General features: G+C 45.3%; 20 protein-coding genes and 1 other annotated feature. Of the genes, 1 reads left to right on the top strand and 19 read right to left on the bottom strand.

Annotated elements, in window-relative coordinates; translation table 11 throughout:
* Positions 1-13 precede the first annotated feature (13 nt).
* From GC098_RS13630 to GC098_RS13620, 3 genes are all read right to left on the bottom strand, one after another.
* Complete coding sequence (locus GC098_RS13630; RefSeq protein WP_246358594.1) at positions 14-2,578, bottom strand: DNA internalization-related competence protein ComEC/Rec2; 2,565 nt, start codon at positions 2,576-2,578, stop codon at positions 14-16.
* Between the two features lie 438 nt (positions 2,579-3,016).
* Positions 3,017-3,529, bottom strand: a complete 513-nt coding sequence (locus tag GC098_RS13625) for a deoxycytidylate deaminase (RefSeq protein WP_047672253.1) — start codon at positions 3,527-3,529, stop codon at positions 3,017-3,019.
* 115 nt (positions 3,530-3,644) lie between these two features.
* Positions 3,645-4,199 carry a helix-hairpin-helix domain-containing protein gene (locus GC098_RS13620; RefSeq protein ID WP_171643695.1) on the bottom strand — a complete coding sequence of 185 codons (555 nt, stop codon included), beginning with the start codon at positions 4,197-4,199 and terminating at the stop codon, positions 3,645-3,647.
* A 190-nt stretch (positions 4,200-4,389) separates the two neighbouring features.
* Here GC098_RS13620 and comER point away from each other — a divergent pair, with 190 nt between their 5' ends.
* Entirely contained in the window at positions 4,390-5,208 is an 819-nt protein-coding gene (comER, locus tag GC098_RS13615) for a late competence protein ComER (protein WP_171643694.1), read from the top strand.
* Positions 5,209-5,243: 35 nt separating this feature from the next.
* Here the strand turns inward: comER and leuS are convergent, their stop codons facing one another.
* The 16 genes from leuS to GC098_RS40005 all read right to left on the bottom strand — a co-directional run bounded on the left by leuS (position 5,244) and on the right by GC098_RS40005 (position 20,426).
* Complete coding sequence (gene leuS, locus GC098_RS13610; RefSeq protein ID WP_171643693.1) at positions 5,244-7,721, bottom strand: leucine--tRNA ligase; 2,478 nt, start codon at positions 7,719-7,721, stop codon at positions 5,244-5,246.
* Positions 7,722-7,808: 87 nt separating this feature from the next.
* Positions 7,809-8,083 (bottom strand) — a binding site (T-box leader).
* A 68-nt stretch (positions 8,084-8,151) separates the two neighbouring features.
* A complete protein-coding gene (locus GC098_RS13605) occupies positions 8,152-8,910 on the bottom strand; it encodes a class I SAM-dependent DNA methyltransferase (protein WP_171643692.1) in 759 nt (252 codons plus the stop codon).
* A gap of 1 nt (position 8,911) precedes the next feature.
* Positions 8,912-9,805, bottom strand: a complete 894-nt coding sequence (locus GC098_RS13600) for a CvfB family protein (protein WP_171643691.1) — start codon at positions 9,803-9,805, stop codon at positions 8,912-8,914.
* Complete coding sequence (gene rsfS / locus GC098_RS13595; RefSeq protein ID WP_060645306.1) at positions 9,802-10,149, bottom strand: ribosome silencing factor; 348 nt, start codon at positions 10,147-10,149, stop codon at positions 9,802-9,804. The genes GC098_RS13600 and rsfS overlap by 4 nt, the downstream gene beginning before the upstream one ends.
* Positions 10,150-10,167: 18 nt before the next feature.
* The gene (gene yqeK, locus GC098_RS13590) at positions 10,168-10,734 is read right to left on the bottom strand and encodes a bis(5'-nucleosyl)-tetraphosphatase (symmetrical) YqeK (protein WP_171643690.1); all 567 of its coding nucleotides are present in this window, start codon (positions 10,732-10,734) and stop codon (positions 10,168-10,170) included.
* Entirely contained in the window at positions 10,724-11,311 is a 588-nt protein-coding gene (locus tag GC098_RS13585; RefSeq protein WP_171643689.1) for a nicotinate-nucleotide adenylyltransferase, read from the bottom strand. The genes yqeK and GC098_RS13585 overlap by 11 nt, the downstream gene beginning before the upstream one ends.
* A 12-nt stretch (positions 11,312-11,323) precedes the next feature.
* Positions 11,324-11,617, bottom strand: a complete 294-nt coding sequence (yhbY, locus tag GC098_RS13580) for a ribosome assembly RNA-binding protein YhbY (protein ID WP_029193567.1) — start codon at positions 11,615-11,617, stop codon at positions 11,324-11,326.
* Positions 11,618-11,637: 20 nt separating this feature from the next.
* Positions 11,638-12,498 carry a shikimate dehydrogenase gene (aroE, locus tag GC098_RS13575; RefSeq protein ID WP_171643688.1) on the bottom strand — a complete coding sequence of 287 codons (861 nt, stop codon included), beginning with the start codon at positions 12,496-12,498 and terminating at the stop codon, positions 11,638-11,640.
* Positions 12,499-12,515: 17 nt separating this feature from the next.
* On the bottom strand, positions 12,516-13,631 hold the full coding sequence (gene yqeH / locus GC098_RS13570; RefSeq protein WP_171643687.1) for a ribosome biogenesis GTPase YqeH: 1,116 nt from the start codon (positions 13,629-13,631) through the stop codon (positions 12,516-12,518).
* Positions 13,632-13,639: 8 nt separating this feature from the next.
* Entirely contained in the window at positions 13,640-14,134 is a 495-nt protein-coding gene (locus GC098_RS13565; protein ID WP_171643686.1) for a YqeG family HAD IIIA-type phosphatase, read from the bottom strand.
* 91 nt (positions 14,135-14,225) lie between these two features.
* Positions 14,226-15,002, bottom strand: a complete 777-nt coding sequence (locus GC098_RS13560) for an alpha/beta hydrolase (RefSeq protein WP_171643685.1) — start codon at positions 15,000-15,002, stop codon at positions 14,226-14,228.
* 60 nt (positions 15,003-15,062) lie between these two features.
* The gene (locus GC098_RS13555; RefSeq protein ID WP_171643684.1) at positions 15,063-17,297 is read right to left on the bottom strand and encodes a transglutaminase TgpA family protein; all 2,235 of its coding nucleotides are present in this window, start codon (positions 17,295-17,297) and stop codon (positions 15,063-15,065) included.
* Positions 17,290-18,576 (bottom strand): DUF58 domain-containing protein, encoded by a 1,287-nt coding sequence (locus GC098_RS13550; protein WP_171643683.1) that lies wholly within the window; start codon positions 18,574-18,576, stop codon positions 17,290-17,292. Before GC098_RS13550 ends, GC098_RS13555 begins: the two co-directional genes overlap by 8 nt.
* Positions 18,577-18,580: 4 nt before the next feature.
* Positions 18,581-19,540: an AAA family ATPase gene (locus GC098_RS13545; RefSeq protein ID WP_171643682.1), complete on the bottom strand. Its 960-nt coding sequence runs from the start codon at positions 19,538-19,540 to the stop codon at positions 18,581-18,583.
* 454 nt (positions 19,541-19,994) lie between these two features.
* Positions 19,995-20,261 carry a hypothetical protein gene (locus GC098_RS13540; protein ID WP_171643681.1) on the bottom strand — a complete coding sequence of 89 codons (267 nt, stop codon included), beginning with the start codon at positions 20,259-20,261 and terminating at the stop codon, positions 19,995-19,997.
* A 54-nt stretch (positions 20,262-20,315) separates the two neighbouring features.
* The gene (locus GC098_RS40005; protein ID WP_246358593.1) at positions 20,316-20,426 is read right to left on the bottom strand and encodes a sporulation protein YjcZ; all 111 of its coding nucleotides are present in this window, start codon (positions 20,424-20,426) and stop codon (positions 20,316-20,318) included.
* Positions 20,427-20,563 lie beyond the last annotated feature (137 nt).

The raw sequence follows: 20,563 nt of genomic DNA, 5'->3' as shown, positions 1-20,563 counted from the left end.
ATCATTCCGATCTTCATTCATCCATTATTTTTATGCGGGAGTGAATACCCTCTTTGCGGACTTCTAATTGCACTTCCCCCATTTGATCCGTACGTAACACCTGCACCTTATTTTCTTCCAAACGACTTAATACATCAGGTGCTGGGTGACCATAACTGTTCATAGCTCCTACGGATATGACGGCCCAGGAAGGCTTCCAGAAGTCGAGCCACCCTGGTGTCGTCGATGTTTTGCTGCCATGATGAGCAATTTTCAGTACATCGACCTTGTGATTATGTTGTTCTTGATCAATTAACGAAGGATGTTCTTTTAAATAATCAACCACAACAGCTTCAGATTCTTTCTCCATATCCCCCGTAAATAACCAACGTGTACCTTGCATCTCGAGCAAAAAAACAACGGACTGCGCATTCTGTTCTTTGACAATTTCGATGAGCCGATTATCTTTTTCCAAAGGATACAGGACCTGCAATCTGGTAAGTGGATCGATCTGAATCCAATTGCTTATGTTCGCAGGCAAAAGCGGCACTTTTCGCGTTAGCAGGGTGTCAAATAATTTCTCGATACTTGCCCCTGGCTTGAGCGTTCCATTAAAGAGAAACTGCTTGACGGGCATTTGCGCAATAACTGCTTGCAGACCGCCGCTATGGTCAGCATCTTCATGTGTGAGAACGACGAGATCAAGTTGATGAACACCACGTTTCTTGAGCAGCGGAACGAGCATCTTTTGGCCAACTTCATAAGGATCCTTGCGAATCTTCCATGCTTCACCAGGGTTTCTAAATGTAAGAGTCCCTCCACCATCAACCAGAATATGTCGACCATATGGCGTCCGAATCAGTATAGCATCACCTTGACCAACATCGATAAATTGAACGAGACCGGATCGGTTGAAGCGTTCAGGCGAATACCCCATCCAAAGCAAAAGCAGGAAAGCTCCTGTCGCACATACTAACCATTTCGATAAGTTCACCTTCTTTTTGCCTTTGACACTTACTAAAATAATCGGAGGCTCTCCCCCAGCTTGTTGAGACAAGCGCATACATAATCCATAAATTAGAATGAGAAAAGCATAATAAAAAGCAATCCAGGGTAAGCTTGGCGACGGCCACAGCAGCTTAAACTGCTGTAAATGCTGAAGCTTGTCTGTCATCCAAAAAATCACTTCGTTTAACCAAGAAATAAGCAAACCGATGCTTTTTCCAGCAGGAATATAAATCATTCCCAGAACTAAAGCAAGCAGGCCAGCGGGGAATACGATCATGCTAATAATAGGAACCAAGATGGCATTGGCTAGCCAAGACAATAAAGAAAACTGATTAAAATAATAGATGGATACCGGAAAAGATACCATTTGGGAAACAAGCGTGATGGAAGTCGTATTTCTTATAATTGCGGAAGAAAGCCACGGAACGAGTAAATCATTGACTCTTTGTACGCCAACAATGAGACCAAGTGTAACCAGAAATGAAAGCTGAAAGCTGACATCCAGCAGAAAGTATGGATCCCACAAAAGCATGATCCATGCGACAATCGCCATAATGTGCAAAACATCCTTAAAGAGCCCTCTCCGTGCTGCATAGAGGGCAATAATAGACATGAGTCCTGCCCGAACAATAGAGGGGGAAGCACCTGTCAGTAGGATATAGAATGGCAATAACCATATACAGATTAACAGATAGGTCTCCTTCGCCAGCCTTAATCGGCGCATGATCCATATACATACACCCAGGAATACAGCAATATTCAAGCCGGATATGGCCAAAATATGAGTCAGTCCCAGCTCCGAAAATTGCTGGAAGCGCTCGGGATCGAGATCGTCCGTCTGACCGATCAGCATGCTCTTCATGAACCCCGCCTGCGGCGCGGGGAAGATAAGGTCCATGCGACTGCTGAGGGCGCCGCGCAGCTCATCGTTCCAGCGCAGCAGCTGGACGACGCTTAAGCGCGCAGCCGCAGGCTCGACCTGCGCCTGATCCACCCCTTTGGCTGAAAGCAGCCAATGGGTGTGGTGAAGGCGCAGGTATCGGCGGTAGTCGAAGCCGCCGAAGTTGCGGGCTGGGGACGGGCTGCGCAGCGTCCCGTGCAGCGTAATGGCGTCGCCTCGGCGCCAGCCCGACGCCACCGCCTGCTGCTCCTGCTGGAGCAGGCGCAGCGAGACCTGCACGCTTTCCCCGCCGAGCGGGAAAGCTTCCGCGCTTGGGAAGCGGATGGATCCCGCTTCCATCGTGAAGCTAGCCCTGTCGCCGTCGACGGTGACAGGGCTGGAGAATCGGCCGAGCAGCGTGACCTCGCTGCCGTCCAGGGTCTGCTGCTGCGCTAGCGGCAGCAGCGCTGAGACGTTGCGCTGGTCGGTCCATTGGAAGTAGCCATAGGCTACTCCGACCAGCAGCAAGGCGCACAGCGGCTGTCTGCCAGGCAGCCGCAGCGCATAGATGACGATAAGCGCGGCTAACAGCAGCGCGCTCGTCATCAGAGATAACCACTGCAGCTCGGTATAGAGCGCGAGCATGTAGCCAGTTATCCACAGACAACACCCTATAACAACTGGTCGTTTCATTATCATTTGCATATACATTTGCTTCCCCTCCTCTTGAAAGTAATAAAATCGAATTGTACTCATTTTCATCATTCATCATTTATCTACTTCATTCATCTTTCATCTTTCAACTTTCATCTTCATCTGCGCCATTGGATTTTTTACAATGCTTTTCACTCTCAGACTTCGAAAAACAGCTTCTATTGGAGTAAATCCAATAGAGTCTCTTAAAAAGCCAATTTTCAAGAAAAATCATAAATTTCATTGGATTATTCCAGTGAAAGCACAATAACTCAAGTCAGAATAGCCATTACACTGTATTTACTCCAATGAAAATGTAGGTACCACACAGTTACCGCACCTTTTTATATCCATACTTTTTCCCAGCTGCACAAACAAACAAAAAAACCTCTCCCCAGAACAGCCCAAACGGCTGCTTCTAGAAAAAGGTTCTTCCTATTCCTTCAGTAGACATATTTAATTCACAACATCAGAAACAGTGCCAGGTGGAGGCTCATATCCTTCCATTCTACGGAAAACAATACCTCTGTCCTCCATCAAATGGCTTACTTTCTCATGATCCTTAGGGTATCCACGATGAAAAACGATTTCCATCACACCACTGTTGGCCAGCATATTCGCACATGTCCAGCAAGGCTGATCTGTAACATAGACAGTTGATCCTTCGCGATCTTCCCGATCCGTAAACAGCAGCAAATTTTGCTCTGCATGAATCGTTCTAATACATCGCTGTTTACGAATAACTTCCTCGGTATCATCCACTACTTTAAGCTCAATTTCTTCTACAAGCATGCAGCCTGCCTCAGTACAATCGGGTACACCCATGGGCGCACCATTGTAAGCTGTTCCAAGCAGCTTCTTCCCCTGAACCAACACTGCCCCCACATGCCGGCGGTTGCATCTTGATCGTGTTGATGCCATGTAGGCAATATCGAGGAAATAAGTATCCCAATCTTTACGGTTGCTCATAACGGATTGCTGACTCCTCCTTCCGAAGACCAATGTAAACTCATCGGATCCTTTTTTTCATTTCTAGTATTCTCTCATATTTCCTAGCAAAATAAAAGAAAGGAAAGGACTATGGTCAAGTTACATAAAGAAATGCTTTCAACTTCTCAAGCATTTTCTCTCCGATGCCCTTCACCTCTATCAGCTCTTCAATCCGGCTGAACCGCCCCTTCTTCAATCGATAGTCCATTATAGCCTTTGCCTTGCTCTCTCCAATACCCGGTATCTCATCTAACTGCTCGAGCGTAGCGGAGTTAAGATCCAATCGACCTGAAGACTGCGCTGCTGACAAACTAGCTTCCGGTTTTTCAGTAGATACAACAGAAGGCGCAGGAATTGCTGTTGAAATCGGTGCAGATGCAGGTATTTGTGTTGATCCAGGGATTGTTGCCTTCGGTTCTGCGTCTATATTAGTTTTCGAATCTAATTTTCTTGTAAGTTTCGCTTCAGGTGCCGGCTCCTCCTCTCCACTTTTTGAAATCATAGCCTGCATCTGAGTGTTCAGAGGCATAAAATCTGTCTGTATCATTGATCTGCCTCCACGAAGGAAAGGCCATACGACAAAAGCAAATAAACAGATCACTGCCATCACGAGCAGTATTCTTCCTCTTTTGTAACCAAAAAAATCCACGAATTCCCTCCTAAAAGTTTTGCTTTAACAAAACTGACTTCGTAAGCCTAAGCTTTAGAATAAGTCTTTCCAAACATAATTGCTGACATATGAACATATACATGAAAAAGCATCTGAATGGCATTTATAACTGACCCCGTTCAATAAACTATGAAAGAAAGTGACTGATTTTTTCGGGAGGGATTACTGGATGAAAGCAGGGTTCATCGGTACTGGGAGTATGGGAAGTATTCTGATTGAAGCATTCATTCATTCTGGAGCTTTCAATCCGGAGCAAATTATAGCGGGAAATCGAACAATTCATAAAGTTGAGCTTCTAGCGGAGACATATCCTGGACTTCATGTTGCCGGGTCGAATAGAGAAGTCGTACTGGGGAGCGATCTCATCTTTCTATGTGTGAAGCCGTCTGAATTTAAGAATGTTATTGATGAAATCAAAGAGGACGTGCTTCCCTCTCAACTCATCGTGTCCATTACAAGCCCTGTCCTGCTCAAACATTTGGAAGGTCTTCTGCCGGCGAAAATCAGTAAAATTATTCCAAGTATCACGAACTACGTGTTAAGTGGTGCTACACTATGTATTCATGGGAATCGAATGCAACCTGAGGACAAAGAATGGCTCGAGAACCTATTTGCGCATATCTCCTCACCTATTCGTGTATCCGAAAATTATACGCGGATCTCTTCCGACATATCCAGCTGCGGTCCCGCTTTTTTAGCCAAATTCTTGCAATCTTTTATTGATGCAGCTGTTGAGGCAACTGGTATTTCTATTGAGGAAGCTACCTTACTTGCTAGTGAAATGACGCTAGGCACAGGAAAGCTGCTTACGACCGGAGGTTTCAACCCTGCTACCCTACAAAAACGCGTATCTGTTCCCGGCGGAATTACAGCGGAAGGATTACGTATTTTGGACGATGAGCTTGCGGGGATATTCTCACGAGTCATTAGTGCTACACATACCAAATATGAAGAAGACATTGAGAAGGCAGAGCTGCTGTTTACTTAGAAGCAGTTACCTTCCCAAATTGCCAACTTCCCTTGCTATCCTACGACGATATTTACTAATTTACCTTTTACAACAATCAATTTGCGAACGGCCTTTCCGGCGGTCGCTTCTTTGACTTTATCGAGGTCAAATGCGATTTTCTCCATCGCTGCTTCATCTGTATCCTTGGAAATCAGTACACGATCAACAATTTTACCATTGACCTGTACAACAATCTCAATTTCATTGTCGACCGTCCACGCTTCATCGTAGGTTGGCCACGGCTGATAGGTAATTGATTCTGTTCCGCCAAGCTTCTCCCAAAGTTCTTCGGCCAAATGCGGCGCAATTGGAGATAACATCTGAACGAAATTTTTCATCGCTTCAAGCGGTAAACGCTCTGTTTTATAGGCTTCGTTAACGAAAATCATCATTTGACTAATCGCTGTATTAAACCTAAGGGCTTCGAAATCCTCGGTTATTTTTTTGATCGTCCGGTGCCAAGTACGTTTGAACGCATCGCTGCCCAATGTTTCGTCGGTGCTGATTTTAGTATTTATTTGACCATTCTCGTCAACAAACAGCCTCCACACACGATTCAAGTAACGATAGATACCATCCACACCTGTTGTATTCCAAGGTTTTGTAGCTTCAAGTGGTCCCATGAACATTTCGTAAATACGCAGTGTGTCGGCCCCTTGATCGCTGACGATATCATCCGGATTTACAACGTTACCGCGAGATTTACTCATTTTCTCCATGTTCTCGCCAAGAATCATCCCTTGGTTTACTAGCTTATGGAAAGGCTCTTTGGTATGAACAAAACCAAGATCATAAAGCACCTTATGCCAGAAACGCGCATACAGCAAGTGAAGAACAGCATGTTCCGCTCCACCGATGTAAAGATCTACTGGCAGCCATTGCTGCTGAAGCTCATGCGAACAAAACTCTTTATCATTACGCGGATCGATAAAACGTAGATAGTACCAGCAACTACCTGCCCATTGTGGCATGGTATTCGTTTCACGGCGAGCTTTCATGCCGGTTTCCGGATCAATCGTGTTTACCCATTCCGATACGTTCGCAAGTGGTGATTCACCTGTACCTGATGGTTTAATTTCATCGACTTGTGGAAGCAAGAGTGGCAGTTGATCCACGGGAACAGGCTTCATCGTGCCATCTTCAAGATGAAGAATTGGAATCGGCTCTCCCCAATATCTTTGACGGCTAAAGAGCCAATCTCTCAAACGGTAGGTTACTTTGCCGCGGCCTTTGCCGTTCTGTTCCAACCACGCGATCATATGGCTGATCCCTTGTTCGATGTTCATACCATTAATCGGACCGGAATTGACGTGTTCGCCATCCCCTGCATAAGCTTCCTTCTCAACATCTCCACCTTGCACGACTTCGATAATCGGCAAATCAAATTGTTTAGCAAACTCCCAGTCACGTTGATCGTGTCCTGGAACAGCCATGATTGCACCCGTACCGTAACCGCCAAGCACGTAGTCAGCAATCCAAATTGGCACTTTCACGCCATTAACCGGATTGACCGCATACGCCCCTGTGAAAACACCTGTCTTGTCTTTTGCCAGATCCGTACGCTCGAGATCGCTTTTGCGGGAAGCCTTTTCTTGGTATTCCTTAATAGCAGCTGCTTGATCTCCTGTTGTTATTTGCGGGGCAAGCTCATGCTCAGGTGCCAGAACGCAGTACGTAGCGCCAAACAATGTATCTGGACGTGTAGTGAAAACCGTCAGACTCTTCTCATCGTGTCCATCAATGGCAAATTGGACTTCTGCCCCTGTTGATTTACCAATCCAGTTGCGCTGCATATCTTTGATGCTTTCGGACCAATCCAGCTCCTCAAGATCTTCAAGTAAACGTTCAGCATACTCTGTAATTTTCAGAATCCACTGACGCATCGGCTTACGAATAACGGGATGGTTACCGCGCTCGCTTAGACCGTCAATCACTTCTTCATTTGCAAGAACAGTACCCAGTGCAGGACACCAGTTTACGGGGACTTCATCCACATAAGCGAGTCCTTTATTGTACAGCTGGATGAAAATCCATTGTGTCCATTTGTAATACTCAGGATCTGTTGTACTAATTTCACGATCCCAATCGTACGAGAAGCCTAGTGATTTAATTTGACGACGGAATGTATCAATGTTCTTCTTGGTGAATTCTCGCGGATCATTTCCCGTATCCAGTGCGTACTGTTCAGCAGGAAGTCCGAAAGCATCCCATCCCATTGGATGAAGTACGTTAAAGCCTCTCATCCGTTTGAAACGTGAAACGATATCAGTTGCTGTGTAGCCTTCCGGATGTCCTACATGCAGACCAGCTCCAGATGGGTAAGGGAACATATCCAACGCATAAAACTTCGGCTTATCCGAATTCTCAAGCACCTTAAACGTTTTCTTCGCATCCCAATAAGCCTGCCATTTCGGCTCAATTGCTTGTGGATTATAGCCTTGCTGCTCTTTTGTTTCTTTGGTTTCTTTGGTTTCTTTAGTTTCCTGTGTCATGTGCAAAATCCTCCCTGTGTACAGCCATCCTCATTATGATTCAAAGCGCTGTAAGCGCCAAAAAACCCCTCATCGCTAGCGGATATCGCTAGGGACGAGAGGTTAGATTCCCGTGGTACCACCCTAGTTAACACAAGACATTCTTTGCCTGTGTTCACTCTGCCCCTTAACGCGGGTGAGACGATCCAGCTAGCACCATATATAGGGATCTTTGAGCGTGCTCAAAGTCTCTCCGCTTTTCATGATGATTCACCTTCTAGCTCCAAGGCGAGTTCACAAGACTGACATCTACCGGCTTCCACCCTACATCCGGCTCTCTGAAAGATGCTGTACAAGTTACTATTCCTCTTCTAAGCTTTAATAATCTAATTAGCTTTGATTATATGTAAAATAATGCCGCACTGTCAAGCCGCAAAGAACCTCACTGCCGTTATTTCTTTGCAATAAAGAAAGCTCGCTCCGTCATAGAGGTAGGTTGCTCCCAAGTAAAGTCTGCAGCCATATGCACCTCAGTGAAACCGACTGCAAGCAGCATTTCCTTAAGCCATTGTAAAGAATAAGCCCTTTGCAGATGAGTTTCATCGATGCGTCGGAAAGTATCCTTTCCGCTATCTTTGACAAATATGGTCAACTCGTGCTCAATCTGCACTCTTTCATCATCCAACTCGCTTGTCCATATGTAGGCAACATCGTCTTCATTCAGGAAAAAGGGCTGAGAGTCTGCATAAGCGAACAACTGCTCAGGAGTATGCACATCGAAAAGAAAAAGACCGCCAGGCTTAAGCCCCTTGAAAGTTTGACGAAAAGCATCAACGATATCTTCTTCCTCTAGCAAATAGTTGAGACTATCACAGATCGAAAGCGCCACATCCACTTGTTCACCGAGGTCCCATTCACGCAGATCCTGTTGTACCCAATGAATGGTGCCGCCGCGCAGTTGACTTTTGTGCTCCCCCGTTTTTTGCTCAGCGACTGCCAGCATGTCTTCAGATAAATCAATACCCGTCAGCTGGTACCCTTCCAAGGCTAAAGGAATCGTTAAATTCCCAGTACCACAGCCCAGATCAACAATCGTAGTTGGTTTCATACCAAATCGATCGAAGCTTTCTTTAACGAAACGAAGCCAATCTTCATATGGCATGCTATTCATCAAGCGATCATAGGTGTACGCGAATTTTTCGTAACTCATGTTAACCTTGTGTCTCCTCTTGCTTCAGATAGGTCCAATCATCCTCTTGATAGATGAGCCCGTCCTTCATAAGCTTGCCTAATGCGCGTTTGAAAGCCGCTTTACTTAGGCCAAACCGATCCTTGATGACATCTGCCGACGTTTTATCCGAAAATGGCATCGCATTTCCAGGCCGTTCTTGAAGGACACTCAAAATGCGCTCCGAATCTTCATCCATCCCTTTTTCTTTCCGGAGTCGCATCGATAGATTGACCCGCCCATCCTCTTCACGAACGAATGCGACCCGCACTTCAACCAACTCACCTACACGCAGCAAGCGTGTCCGTTCCGGAGCAGCAATAAGTCCAATAACACCATAGCCAAGGACTCCTGCTTCGCAAATAACAAAGGTACCAATTTGCAGCGGTCTGTACACACGTGCTTTGACCCACTGATTATTCCAACTCGAGGGTGCACGAACGCAAAGAGGAGCCAGGTCCTCTTCCAGAGCCAGCTTAGCGATTAAACGTTCTTGCCGATCGTGAGCTAATGTGGCAAATACCTTATCTCCTACTTGTGGACGCAGCTCTTCGAGCTCCGGCACATGTCGGTAAGGAAGTAATAGGTTGCGACCCAATCCCATTTCCAGAAAATATCCAAATCTAGGGTGAATATCTACAACTTCCAGAAGTCCTACTTCGCCCATGAGAAGAAGCGGACGCTTCATTGTAGCCATCAATCGATCCTGCGTATCGTGGAACAAGAACGCTTCAACATGATCTCCAGGTTGTATCTTACCTACGATTTCTGCATAAGGCAGAAGAACATCCTGCTGGCCGTCAGTAAGGAAATAACCGTTAGGAGGAACCTCCCTCGCTACCTCTAGGGTAACAAGGGATCCTGCTTCCATTCTCATACGCGCTCCACAACTTTGGCATCGGACCAAAGTCTTTCGATATTATAATATTCACGATCATCGCGGTGGAAGACATGAAGAACAACATCACCTAGATCAAGCAGAACCCATCTTGCTGTATCAATACCTTCGTAGCCTCTGATATTAACGCCATGCTCATGTGCTTTTTTTCTAGCTTCGCCGGCAATCGCTTGCACTTGCGTTTCTGAATTCCCGTGACAAATAACGAAATAGTCGGCGATTAGGGATACGCCTTTCAAGTTCAGGGTTACAACATCTGCCGCTTTTTTATCTTCAGCAGCCTCAACAACAAAAGCCAAAACTTCTTCTGGGTTTTTACTCATCCAATCATCCTCCAAGGTTCATGTGTTTAATTGTGTAATCAAATCGTTCCGAGTCAAAATAGTAAGCGGATAAATCCGTTTGCCTTTGGCAATTAAAAAGCTAATCGTAGAATCAAAACCAGCGACTAGCGCCTTCTCTAGGCTTCGCTCAGCGAGTTCGCGAATGAGATCAACACCTGGAAAATCACGTCCAGGCTCCATATAATCCGCTAAGCATACGATTTTGTCCATTAATGTCATCTGAACTCGACCGGAGGTGTGATACCGAATTGCATCTAGTATCTCCTCATCATGGATGCCAAATTGCTCCTTAGCGATATAAGCTCCAGCATGGGAGTGCCACAGCTCCTTATCATAGTCCAGTAAGTCTTGGGGCAATCCGTTCTCGCGGATAATCTTAGCTTGCTCCTGAACGGGCCAATACTTGCAATAATCGTGCAAAATGGCCGCAAGGTCGGCTTTGACTGGGTCTCCACCAAAGCGTTTCGCTAAAGTAACGCTAGTTTCCATGACACCGAGTGTATGCAGCCAGCGGCGTTCAGGCATTTGTTCCTTTACCGCCGTTATCAGTTCTTCACGATTCATACAACCGGTTCACCTCCATGTAACTATTCACCGAGTCTGGGACAAGGTAACGGACTGAACCCTTCCTTTGCCTTTCATTACGAATAGCTGTTGACGAAATTTCAACAAGCGGCATGGGTACAATCGTAACTCGATTACGAATGTTAATAGGCATATGCGTCAAGTCAAGCTCATAGCCAGGTCGAGCTAATCCAATAAAGCGAATATGCCGCACGATGTCATCAATGCGATGCCACTGCGGCAAATATTGAACCATATCAGCACCTATAATATAAGCAAATTCCGTACCTGGATATTCTTTGCATAGCAGCTCAATCGTATCGATACTATAAGATACGCCGCCCTTGGTGATTTCGATATCAACTGGACGAAAAAAAGGATTGCCTTCCGCTGCAAGGCAAACCATCTCCCAGCGCTGCTCCGTCGTCGCTTTTGGCGCATTTGGCTTATGCGGCGGCACATTTGCCGGCATCAACCACACTTCGGCGAGATCTGCTTCCACCCTCGCTCTCTCCGCCGCGATCAGATGACCGCTATGGATAGGATCGAAGGTGCCACCCATTATTCCGACAAGCATACTTCCACCTCTTTAGCGCGGCAGTTCAATCTTCTTCTTGTCACGCGATTCTTTGTAAAGCACGACGATTTTACCGATAACCTGCACGAGCTCTGCGCCAGACTTTTCGGATAATTCAGTGCCGACCTCGTCGCGGTCTTCTCCACTGTTGTTGAGTACAGTAATTTTAATCAGTTCACGAACTTCCAAAGCTTCTTGAATGTGACGGATTAAATGATCGTTCACGCCGCCTTTTCCTACTTGGAAGATTGGATCTAAATGGTGCGCCATTGAGCGCAAATAACGTTTCTGTTTGCCTGTTAACATGGATGTCCCTCTATTCATTCTTATTCAGCTAACGACTGTTCTACCACCTGTCTCATCGCCGCAACGGGCGCAGGGGTGCCAGTCCAATATTCAAAGGCAAAAGCACCTTGATAAATAAACATACCGAGTCCGCCATGTATGCGGGCTCCTCTTGCTTCCGCTTCACGAAGAAATCTTGTAATTCGCGGATTATAAATGAGATCACTAACCAGATGATGCGAACGTAGGAGTTCAAGCGGTAACGGAAGTTCTTCAACATGTGGATGCATGCCGGCCGAAGTTGTATTCAGAACGAACTGGACCTCATCGACAACATGTCCTAGCTCATCCATCCCAAGTCCAATTGCTTCGGTGTAGCTACTAATCGTGTTGGCAAGCTCCAAGGCGCGTTCTTTGGTACGATTCGCGATGTAGATACGGCCTGCTCCCTCTTTGGCAAGCGCATAGGCAACACCTCTCGCCGCTCCACCAGCCCCAAGGAGAAGAACACTTTTTCCTTTCAGTTCGATACCCGTTTCTTCCTTGAGCGATCGCACATAGCCAATACCGTCCGTATTGTAACCGATGAGCTTACCAGCCTCATTAACGATGGTATTCACCGCCCCAACGATCCTAGCCCCTTCATCGATTTCATCTAAGTATTGCATAACTTCCACTTTATGCGGAATCGTTACGTTGATACCTCGATATCCTAATGCCCGTATCCCGCGAACAGCATCGCCAAGTTCATCAGGACGAACGTGGAAAGCAGCGTAAACTGCATTAATACCCGCTTCCTGAAAAGCCCGATTCAACATAATCGGGGAACGGGAATGCCGTATCGGATCTCCGAAAACCCCGTATAGAATGGTATGACTGTCAATCGTCCGGTTCTTCTCCATGTTCTCCTCTTGTCCCCCTAAATCAACGACTCACGCGTGATAACCTTAATCCCCTTCGGCGCATGAACGGCAAGCTGTGCTCCAGCTAAGCTGTTCACTTTAATCCAGCCTAAACCAGAGATCAACACATCCATCTGTTTCCCCTTCGGAATGTGCAGCGGATGCTTCACAAGCTTAGGCAGCTCGTCCAAGTCCGCTAGATTAGGTGGCGCAAGCATGACACCTTTATGTTCTTCATACAAATCATCAGCCTTTTCAAGCTTTGTACGATGAATTTGAATGGCGTTGGACGTATAGCATGTGAATGATTGATGATCACCACTAATAAAATCAAATCGAGCTAAGGCGCCAAAAAATAACGTTTGCGCTTCATTTAATTGAAACACCATCGGCTTAAGTGGTTTGTCAGGCATGATTCTAGTTAAATCACGCTTTTTCACGACTTCAGTTAAACGATGAGTGTGCACGATTCCTGGTGTATCCACAATAAACCGACCATCATCCAATGGGATTTTGACCAGATCCAGCGTCGTACCCGGGTATTGTGACGTCGTAAGCTCCGACTCTAGATCACTATAATCACTGATTAAGCGGTTAATGAGCGTCGATTTACCGACATTCGTTGCACCGACCACATAGACATCCATGTTGCCGCGATATTCCTGCACAGCTGTAATAACACGATCGAAACCAATGTTTTTCTTCGCACTGCAAAGGATGATATCAACAACCTTGAGGTTCTCCTCTTTGGCTCTACGCTGTACCCAGTTAATGATTTTGTTTGCGTTCGTCACTTTTGGCAGCAAATCAATCTTGTTTACGACTAACAGAACAGGATTCGTACCCACAAAGCGTGCAAGACCGCTAATCATACTGCCTTCAAAGTCAAAAATATCTACGATTTTCACAACCAGAGCTTTCGTTTGGCCGACATGTCCTAGTAATTTAAGGAAGTCGTCCTGCTGCAGTGTGATACTCGAAGATTCATTATAATGCTTAATGCGATAGCAGCGTTGACAAATAACCGGTTCCTTCTGCATCGCTTCAGCTGGGATAAAGCCCAGCTTACCCTTTTCTTCCGTTTGCAGCAATACGCCGCATCCCGCACAATGATTAATCGTTTCTGTACTCATGAATCCTCCTATTTCTTCATCCTCGCTAAAGCCCATTTCTCAATACGGCGATTGATTTTCGTGAAAAAACCCTCATCCTTAATTGAAATGGGTTGAACTAGGATCGTGTATAGCCCCATCCGATTGCCACCAAGCACGTCTGTTAACATTTGATCACCAATGACAGCTGTTTGTCTGGCATTCGTACCAAGCAGCTTCATGGCTCTGTGGAATGAAACGTTCGTTGGTTTCTTTGCTCGGTGAATGAAAGGAATACCAAGCGGCTCCGCAAAGGCTGAAACCCGTCCATGATTATTATTGGACACGATGACGACCTTGAAGCCCATTTTTTGCAAACGATTCAACCACTCTATTAACTCCGGAGTCGCATGCGGATCTCGTGCGCCTACGAGTGTATTATCGAGATCTGTTATAATACCACGAACACCAAATCCCCATAGGTGATTGGCATCAATATCATAGATCGTATGTACAGACTGTCTGGGCACTAGCTTTTTCAGCAAACAAATTACCTCCAACTGCTTCCTCGACATATACGTGAAACTATACCATAGTGATCCACTTGTTGCAAAAAGAAAAGAACATATTTTCCCACTAGGGACGGGCCGGAAGCGGCAACCAGTTCAATACGTTTTGAATTTTACGATCCCAATAGCCCCACTCATGTTCGCCTGGCTCCTCTTCATAGGCCAGATCCATGCCCAATTTGCGGCAATAATCTCGGAATCGAATATTATCTTCATAAAGGAAGTCTTCCGTACCGCAGCATTGATAGAGCATAGGGGATTGTCTAGTCGAGCCTGACAGCTGCTCAGCCAAATAAAACAAATCATTTCCGCTCCCTTTAATCTTGGATACATCATCATAAATCAGTTTGAAATCGTCAGGAAAATTCAATGCTCTGTCCGATATATCTAATGCCCCTGATAAGCTTGCCGCTGCGGCAAACCGATCTGGATGTGAAAGTGCCAGTTTCATCGCGCCATAGCCACCCATGGACAGGCCTGCCACATAATTCAATTCTCTTTCCTCAGCTAGAGGGAAAAATGATCGTGCTAAAGCTGGCAATTCTTCACTAATAAACGTCCAGTATTTCGGCCCCGATGCCATATCGTTGTAAAAGCTGCGATTGACAGCAGGCATGACTACCGCAATCCCTAACTTCGAAGCATACCGTTCAATCGAGGTTCTTCGCATCCAAATCGTATGATCATCAGATAAGCCGTGCAGTAGATATAGCGTAGGATGCTTAACCCCATAAACCGCGGATGCTAACCCGATTTGATTTTGAGCAGCTTGCGGCAAAATGACGTACATGGATGCTGAAACACCAAGGGAATCTGAATAAAAATGACAGTCGATAAAAGCCATAAATAATAATCTCCTCTCATAGGAAAACCACCCCCTCGAAAGGTGAGTGGCTTCATTGTCCTATTTCATTTGTTCTTTTAATCGAATAATAGATTGACTAACGGTTTGGTAGTCGACTTCAGTGGAATTCTCCTGACTGTACTTCGCGCGTTCAAACAGTTCGAGCACCGTTTCCAGCTCTTTTTTCATCCACTTACTTTGGTTCGACCATCTTGTCGTCGCTTCTCGCATGGTTTCATACTCATGTCTCGTGTAGCCCTTACGACGGCTTAGCCGCAGCAGTTTTTCGAATTCAACGATAATTTTCTGATTAAAATTAACGGCTTGCCTTTTCTTCCTGCGGGTTCGCCATGCTCTCCAATTGTCGCTTTTCAAGATAAAGAATACAACAACTGCAATACCTGCAGCAGCAGCTGCACCGCTTAATGTCAACCACAACCATGTAAGGCTCGGAGCCTCTTTTGTTTCTTCTGGCAAAGTAACAGGATCACTTTCCGTTGATAGATCAACGGGTGGAGGTGTTTGCTCTGGGAACACATTCGGCAGTTTGAAGCCTGAGGTAGGTTCAAAAGGTATCCAGCCAAAGCCTTCAAAGTACACTTCAACCCACGAGTGAGCGTCTGAATTTCTAACGGTATAGGTACCTGCTCCATCCGCATCGATTTCAGCACCCAGTTGACTCAAAATACCTAAATCCCTAATTTCCGCAGGAATCGGTGAAGTGCCCGAAGAATAACCTTTCACCCAACGAGTTGGAAGCCCAATAGAACGGGTGAGTACAGCCATAGCTGATGAGTAATAATCACAATACCCTTGCTTCACTTCAAATAAGAAGCGGTCTACGAAATCTTTGCTCTTGCCCTTACTTTCATCTGGCGTATTCGTATACGGATAATGATCTGATAAATACTTCTCGATAGACTTCGCCTTGTCATAAGGATTCGTCGCTGCCTTGGTAATCTCAACAGCCAACTGCTTCACTCGTTCAGGAAGGTCGGCAGGCACTTGTAGATACTCCGCCCATTCCAGTTGATTGGTATAGTCTGATTTGACTTCTCGCAATAACGCTTCTTCCAGTATAGGCTCCTGGGTAACAATTGTATAATCTTTAGGATAATTATTTCTTCCTATATAGCGAAGCTCAGATTGACGTGGAGACCATACCAGACGTTGAAACGGGTTCTCACCTTTATTCACTTCCACAATTTTCTGGATGGCGAATCCCCCGAACAAGACGGGAAATGCTTCCTCTCTATCCATGACAACCGTTTGTGTCACTTCTTTGGTTTTCAAAAGTGACAGATCAAATCGCGGTTCTAGCGGCAGCGGATTACCGTTCACACGATAGACTGGCAATTTACGCTCTACGGGGCTAAGCTCCCAGCCTTTTCCGTTGTATAAAGATCTCGTTTCGCCCCGGAAATAGGTTCTCTTACTCGTTTCAACAGTCATAACCGGCGTGTAATCATAACGAAAACCGCCGCCAAGCCGGCTGTCATCCCGACTATAGCCGGAAGAAGCATCGGCGTTCGTAGATGATGTGATACTGACTCCTTTTCCAAGTAGAGGGACAGATTCACCACGGCTTACTTTCCAAGCTGTGTAAGGATCCGTTAATATCGGATTCACAGTTGGCGCTAGTAGACCAACTAGAAAAGTGACACCGACAATCAATAGAACTGGAACAATGAGGGTTGACGGGTAATCCGTAATCGTTTCCCAAATGACCGGAGCCCGTCTCTTCAGTTGACTAAAATGCTGCACCATCAACAGTGAGAATCCGCAAAATATGACCATAGCTACTTGCGGCCACAAAAAGATCATACTGAAGGAATCACGCATAGCAAAAAATAAGATACTGACAAAAATAAGGACAAATACACGCAGTCTTGATTGGACAGACCACATCGCAAACAAATAAGTAATCCATGCAGTTAAACTAAACCAAATGTACGGCTCCAGCTGCCCTGCATTCAGAGCAATCCATTTCACTGCATCTTTCCATGCCGTCACATTAACCGCAACAAAATGATAGCTCATACCAATTCCGTGCAGCCATATAATCAAACCGAATTGAATCAAGGAACGCCAGCCGCGATGTAAGTGCGGTATGAGGTAAGTAACCGCTACAATTAAGAGCGTTCCCGTCACAAAAGCGACCGTTTCAGGCAACCAAAGTCCATCTTCTTTCATGATCCAGATAACAAATTGATAAAGGAAAATACCAGTAAGAATTGCGGTTACTCGCTGTGACCAATCTGTCAGTAAAATCCTTTTCCATAGTACGTTAGGCATAACGTTTCGCCCCTCCCAACAGGTTAGGCAAGTCCGTCAACTGACTAACCTCATAACCCATATAGCCTTGTGAGCGAATCGCCTTTATCCAATCCTCCTGATTGCCTTCAATGTCCACCCCTTGCGGTTTAAATGCATGGTTGGACTTCGCATGAACCCAGATATGGCATGGATTCATCTGGAGATGTTCCAGGTGATGAATTACCTGTATCATCGCTGAGCCCTTTTGCGGAGAAATAAGTACAAAGAAGCAGCCTGCTGGCCATTCCCGCGAGCGTTCTTTGATGATTTGGTGAAGTGAGTGGTAACCATCTGCCTCTACCCCGACCAAATGCTGTATGATTTGCTTGTGATGATTGTGGCTTTGCTTCGGTTCAAAATACGTGGATTCCTTCCCAATCGAAAGTAATCCCAGTGCTAAGTCACGACTTGCTCCATAGCGAAATAAGGAAGCTGCAACAGATACCGCCAGTTCAAATTCGGCAGCGTCCCGATAGGCACGGGCATTCCGATCCAATAAAATAATCGTCTTGGGAAGGGATTCTCGCTCGAATTCTTTGGATTTCCATGTACCTGTCTTCGCAGTGGCATTCCAATGTATACGTGATAAGCGGTCTCCATAAATATATTCACGGACACCATTAATTTGCGTCGTTTCACGATGTGCTCGTGTCGTTGTGGAGTGATGCTGCATGCCTTTAAGCATTTGGTGAAATTGCGCCCATTCCCGAATAGCAACCGTTTGTGGATACACAGTAATCGGCTGCTGAAGCTCTAAACGGCCCTTATGCTGAAAGAAGCCAAAAATATCCTCGGTTAAACACTCCGTTTCACCAAACCGATAATACCCTCTTCTTAATGGTGGAGTACTGTAAAGTAATTCGCCTCTACGTTTCCAATCTGGAACAATGGAGCCTTCGAAAGTGGTCTCTTCCCCATTCTGTCGAATAAGCTGATCTTTAATCATCATATAAGGAATAGGCCAGAACCCCGGAATCTGCACGCCAATACCAATCTGCAACGATTGCCCAGCTTCTATTTGAGTTTCTTGCCCTACATTCGCAAGCTTGCGTGTACCTTGCGCACGTTTAATTCCACTCCAGTTGCCAGAGAGTAAATAGGCAGACAATAACGTGATAATAATAAAAAGCATAGAGGCCAGCTTCCCACCTTGAAACAACAGGAACAATAAACTAGCTGTGAAACAAGAAATAAGAAGCCATAGAGCTGCCGGAAACCGGGGGATTTCCCCGAATCGTTTGAATACCGGTCGATTCATAGGCTCACTTCTCCAATCGAACCGGCACGCGTACTTGCTCGAAAATCGCGCCGAGAACTGAGGAAACCGTCGCTCCGTCCATACGGGCTTCGGAATGAAGAATCATTCGATGACCAAGAACGTAAGGAGCAAGGTATTTAATATCATCAGGAATCACATAGTCTCTTCCATGGAGGAATGCAAAAGATTTGGAAGCTAATACTAATGAAAGCGTTGCTCTTGGACTAGCTCCGAGGAATACAGCCTGATGTTCACGTGTTTTTCTTGTAATGGTCACTAAATAATCAGCTACTGCTTCATCCAAGTGGACATGACGGACCTGTTCCTGGATGGCTAGCACTTGAGACGTATCCATGATCGCCTGCAGCGCCTCCATCGGATGCACTTTGCTTTGGGATGTAATCATCTGCTTCTCGGCGGCTTCACTCGGATAACCTAGACTAAGCTTCATCATGAATCGGTCAAGCTGCGCTTCAGGCAAAATATATGTACCTTCGAAGTCAATTGGGTTCTGGGTCGCAAGCATCATAAATGGGGAAGGAAGCTCGTGTATATCACCATCGACGGTGATATGTTGTTCTTCCATTGCTTCCAGCAAAGCAGACTGTGTTTTTGTTGTTGCCCGATTAATTTCATCGACAAGTAAAATGTTCGTCATTATTGGTCCTGAACGGAACAAGAACTTCTCTTCTTTGGGGTGATATATAGAAACACCTGTTATATCGGAAGGTAATAAATCCGGATTACATTGAATGCGGCGAAATTGACCATCTATGGATCGAGCAAGCGCTTTAATCAACACTGTCTTGCCTGTACCCGGCACATCTTCAAGCAAAACATGCCCACCGGCCAGCATCGCAGTTAGCAACAATTCAATCTCAGAGCTCTTGCCAAGAATGCATGATTCCAAATTCGCTTTCAACCTAGCTAGAGCTTCTACATGATGATGGGTGGCAGTTTCCATGTGTGATCCTCCTTAGAGTTTTCGTAAGAAAACTTACGTCGTAAGCAGTTTCTGAGTTTTCAGAAAATTTACGACTTAAGTATTAACTGCATTTTTCTTGGCAAATTGCGTTTTTGCTGCCATTTAAGGTGAAAATACTTCCATAAGTCCGTATTCCTCAAAAATGATAGGAAAATGAGCGTAAATCTAGTTTACAGTAAAGTTTTTCGTCCGTATACTTGTAAATCCTCTAAATTTATTTGTTAAATTTAACCATCCATGCGGTATACGATGATAAGCAAAAAAAGAGATCCACAGCAACGTGCTCTGGATCTAAATTTAATATATTCATATTGCAAAAGTCATAGTAATAATAACCAACAAAATAAAGAGAACCAACACTGCTGCTGAACTACTTGTTCCTGCTGCGTATCCCATAGATTAGTCACTCCTTTCATGTGAAATCAGTCTCGGACTACCAAAAGAAAAACGGAGATCTACGGAAGAAAAATGGGGACTCCTCAATGGCCAACAAATCAAAGAGGACAAGTGGAGTGACTGGGTTAAAGAATGGACTGAACGGTGTAAATGCGCTTGTGCTTACGGTTTTGGCATTTGAACGAAGATAGATTTTGTCACGCGTGCTCTTATCCAAAGTTCCCTCTATAACTTGCCCTTGGCGTGTCATAACATAAACATGTTTGCCTTTAAGGGATTTTAGCCGATTATTGTCAATTGACATTCCTATAACCTCCACTTCATGCATTCTCTTAAAAAGCTTGAGGTGTGTTATGAATTACCATACAAATGCACTGGTAATAATAACCAAAAGAATGAAGAGAACCAAGACAATAGCCGTACTAGTACCCAATCCACCGCTATAACAACCTCCTGCAGCATAACCCATTCCATCTCGCTCCTTTCTGCTATCAGATGGTTTATTGTATTTCAATGGCATTTGAATTGCATGTACAAATGTCAGACAGTAAAAGCCTGTTTTGAGATTAGGGCGATGCTGTTATTATGACCGCTGCTTCTTGCAGA

The sequence above is a fragment of the Paenibacillus phytorum genome, from assembly GCF_013141715.1.
GTDB lineage: Bacteria > Bacillota > Bacilli > Paenibacillales > NBRC-103111 > Paenibacillus_E > Paenibacillus_E phytorum.
This window is presented reverse-complemented; position numbering and strand designations above follow the sequence as displayed.